This window comes from Peribacillus sp. (assembly GCF_059453735.1).
The window spans coordinates 1-3,557 of record NZ_JAZVJO010000171.1 but is presented as its reverse complement, the minus strand read 5'-3'; the positions used below and the strand labels follow the sequence as shown (position 1 = coordinate 3,557).

At 38.7% G+C, this 3,557-nt stretch carries 3 protein-coding genes; 1 reads left to right on the top strand and 2 read right to left on the bottom strand.

Going from position 1 to position 3,557, the window contains the following annotated elements; all coding sequences use genetic code 11:
• Positions 1 to 99 precede the first annotated feature (99 nt).
• Both AC52RT_RS05735 and AC52RT_RS05730 read right to left on the bottom strand, forming a co-directional pair.
• Positions 100 to 1,503, bottom strand: coding sequence for a sugar porter family MFS transporter (locus AC52RT_RS05735; protein WP_495539853.1), 1,404 nt, complete (start codon positions 1,501 to 1,503; stop codon positions 100 to 102).
• A 187-nt stretch (positions 1,504 to 1,690) separates the two neighbouring features.
• A complete protein-coding gene (locus tag AC52RT_RS05730) occupies positions 1,691 to 2,779 on the bottom strand; it encodes a substrate-binding domain-containing protein (protein WP_495539852.1) in 1,089 nt (362 codons plus the stop codon).
• A gap of 166 nt (positions 2,780 to 2,945) precedes the next feature.
• Between AC52RT_RS05730 and AC52RT_RS05725 the strand changes: the two genes are divergently transcribed.
• Positions 2,946 to 3,557: FGGY family carbohydrate kinase (locus AC52RT_RS05725; RefSeq protein ID WP_495539851.1), on the top strand; the 612-nt coding region annotated here is incomplete at its 3' end.

The following is a 3,557-nucleotide window of genomic DNA, read 5'->3' as shown; positions in this document are numbered from 1 at the left end:
TTTATTTGTTAACAAAGGTAAATTAATACTTAATGAATTAAAAACCCGTGGTTAAATTCCTTGATAAAAGAGTTCAACCGCGGGTTTTAGTCTGTTGCTTTACGCACCTTTTCTTACTTGAACTTTGTGATTTTTTGGCTTCCAGAATTGTTCAATTTCTTCTAACGTTTTGTTCTTAGTTTCAGGAATAATCGTCATAACGAAGATGAAGCAAATAACGTTAATGGCAGCAAAGATCCAGAATGTAATAGCTCCGCCCAACCCGTTTAATAACATAGGGGTGAACTGTCCGATCGCCCAGTTTGCTCCCCATAAAAACATCGTTGTTAACCCTACTGCTCGTGCTCGTAAATGATTCGGGAATATTTCTGGAATCATAATCCATGGAATCGGTCCCATCGAGATGCAGAATGCCGCTGTGAAACCCATTATGAAGATAACAAGCAAGGGTCCGCTGTTAATATCAAAAAAGAAAACGCCTCCAATTAAGAGCATAAATAGTGCCATAAAGAAGGAACCAATCGCCATCAGCTTTTTTCGTCCTGCTTTATCGATTAAAATAACGGCAGCAACTGTCGCAACAACCTGCATGAGTCCAACCATACTTGTGGCCACAAACTCCGTGTTATCTTCAAAACCAACCATCCTAAAAATCTCCGGACCATAATATGTAATCGCATTCATTCCAATCACTTGATTGAAAAGAGCGAGGAAGATACCTACCCCTAGTGCTTTTCTTAACCCTGGTTTAAACAGCTGTCGCATTGAAAGATTTGTTTCCGTGTCAATAGAATGTTTAATCGCTTTCATTTCAACTTTTGCTGCTTCACTGCCATTAATATTGGTTAATACCTGTAATGCTTCTTGATCTCTTCCTTTTTGGACCAAGTAACGTGGACTTTCTGGAACGAAAAGCAATGTTAGATAAAAGATTAAGGCAGGAATCACACCATATCCTAACATCCAGCGCCAGCCGGTTTCCACTCCCCATTCATGTGTTCCTGAATCGGCTACTAATAAATTGACAAAGAATGTAGCTGAAATTCCGATTACAGTAAATAATTGATACATAGAGGATAAACGACCACGAATGGCAGCTGGTGCACATTCTGTGATGTATGTGACCGCTAATGCAGAAGCAAGGCCAATACCGATACCGCCGATTATTCTTGCTCCAATCAGCATCGCAACTGAAATGGCAAAAGCAGAAGCAATTGCAGATATCGCAAATAGTATTGCAGCAACCTTTAAGATTTTCTTTCGCCCATAAGCATCGCTTAAATAGCCGGAAACAGCCACCCCAATAATACCACCAATCATAATACTCGAAATAACGAACCCTTCCATAGCTGGAGATAAATCATATAACTCTTGTAAAAATCCAATTGCACCTGAAATAACAGCTGTATCATACCCGTAGAGTAATCCTGCCATTCCAGCAGCAGCTGAAATTATAACGATGTACCAAAATGAATGAGTATTCCTTAATTTACTAGTCGCCATCTTCTGTCCCTCAATTCGTAGGTGTATTGGTGAAAAAATAAATCACTCTCCATGTACAACTTGCTGCCTTTGCTAAATGAATATTCAGTTAACAGGAAGCGCTTTCTCGAATTGAGTTTATAATTTGTACGTATAAATGTCAAGCGCTAAAAATAAACAAAAAAAAGTACCAATCAATGATTAGCACTTACCTTTTTATTTCTTTCGTAGATTGTCGTGTAATTAGTTCCGGCTCATAAAGAATCGATGGATCGCCATCACTTGTACCCGATTCTATGAGTTTAAGAATCATTCTTCCAGCATCTATCCCCATTTGTTCTTGAGGATGCCTGATTGTGGTTAACTTTACATCCAAGATACTAGCGATTGGTGAGTCATCGTATCCGACAATGGATAACTCATTAGGGACATCAATTCCTAATTCTTTTGCAATAGAAATAACTTGGACAGCTACTTGGTCGTTATAACAAACAATACCTGTCGGCTTATTGGAGTGTTTGAGAACCGCTCTGATTCGTTCTGGTAATTCTTTTTTCTCTTCATTGGTTTGAAAGGTAATAAACTGACCGATTGATGAGACAGAAGGATTTTGCTGATAAGCGGAAATAAAGCCATTCATCCTCTTCACTCCCTGTTGATCGTCGGTTTTGAAGATTCCTAAAATCTCGACATGTCCCAGTTCTAACAGGTGTTCTGTAGCCATGTATCCTCCCTTAAAATCATCCATTGTAATCCTAGGAAAATCAATATCTTGATAAGCAGAATTAATCATCAGACAAGGGATATGGTTATTCTTCATATTCTTATATATTCCGATATTTTGACTAGGATGTGAACTTTTTGTTGGTTCCACAATCATCCCTTCAATGGGCTGGGACAATAAATTCTCTAAGCTTTTACGTTCTACTAAAGGATCATTATGTGTACTGGCCAGGAGAAGGGAAAAGGAATGTTCGGATAATATTTTTTCAATCCCCACAATAATATTAGGGAAAATATAATCAGCAATATGGGTCGTTAGTACGGCTATCGTTTTAGTAGGATTTTGATTGGCCTGTTTTCCCTTCCAATCAGCGGCATAGATGCCCCCCCCTTGAATCCGATAGAGATAATTTTCCACCTCTAGATCTCCAATAGCCCGCCTAACCGTGTGTCTGCTAACGGAAAACCGGTCCATTAGCTGTGTCTCGGTGGGCAATTTTTGATGCGGAAGAAACTGTTCCTCAAAAAGCCAAGACTTAATTTCTTCAATAACAATTTTATATTTTGGCTGCATGATATCTCTCCTTAAATCAATATTCATATCATACCTATTCTCTAGTTTGATTACAAGACAGCCGGAATAAGTATTATTCATGCACATAAAAAATCTAAATTGACATTTATACGTATAAATATTATATTGTTTTTATAGAAAGCGCTTACTAGAAAGGATGAATTATATGACTAGTACCTATTCAATAGGAGTAGATTTCGGTTCATTGTCAGCTAGATCTGTCATTGTGGATCTTAAAACAGGAAATATCATTGCCTCAGCGGTAAAAGATTATCCAGATGCTGTCATCACTAACCATCTGCCTAACACAGCGATCCCTTTAGGAAAAGATTGGGCCCTGCAGAACCCGAGAGATTATGTAACATGCTTAATTGACTCTGTAAAGGAAGCGATTTCATCTAGCAAACTAGCAAAAGAAGAAATCATATCAATCGGGGTTGATTTTACTGCGTGTACGGTATTGCCAGTAAAAAAGGACGGAACTCCGCTATGTGAGCTGCCAGCGTTTCGCAATCGTCCTCATGCCTGGGTAAAACTATGGAAGCACCATGCTGCTCAGTATGCAGCTGATAAATTAAATAAGATAGCCGAAGAACGGAAAGAACCATTTTTAGCTCGTTATGGCGGGAAGATATCATCTGAATGGCTTTTTCCAAAGTTGATGCAAATACTTGATGAAGACCCTGAGATATATCAGGAAATGGATGGGTTTATTGAAGCAACTGATTGGATTACATGGCAAATGACTGGGAAAGAAACCCGTAATTCATGTACAGCA